Source organism: Fructilactobacillus sp. X3R5C2 (genome assembly GCF_059901175.1).
Map to the genome: position 1 here is coordinate 1 of NZ_JBWXVC010000034.1, position 258 is coordinate 258.

Annotated in this window: 1 protein-coding gene; it reads right to left on the reverse strand. The window is 57.0% G+C overall.

Annotated elements, in window-relative coordinates:
• The coding region (locus AC6UD4_RS07325) for a hypothetical protein (protein ID WP_500709652.1) at positions 1 to 258 on the reverse strand (258 nt) is incomplete at both ends.

Below are 258 nucleotides of genomic sequence, written 5' to 3' on the forward strand. Positions count from 1 at the left end.
GCGTGTAAGCGCCAGTTTCGCCTTCGGTGAGCGAAGTGGTGCCGGTAATACTGACCTTGGCAATATCACCTTGGCCACTTGGCTCGTCACTTACCGTGGTGCTGACGGAGTTGGTACCTGCCACAAGGTTTTCGAAGACCTTGTCGCCAGCGACAGCAATGCCGGTGATCGACTTGGTAATGGTGTCCTGACCGCCCGTATAAACATCATCCGGGGCATTGATGCTGACAGTGCCAGTCGCCGAGCCCGGGTTGATGG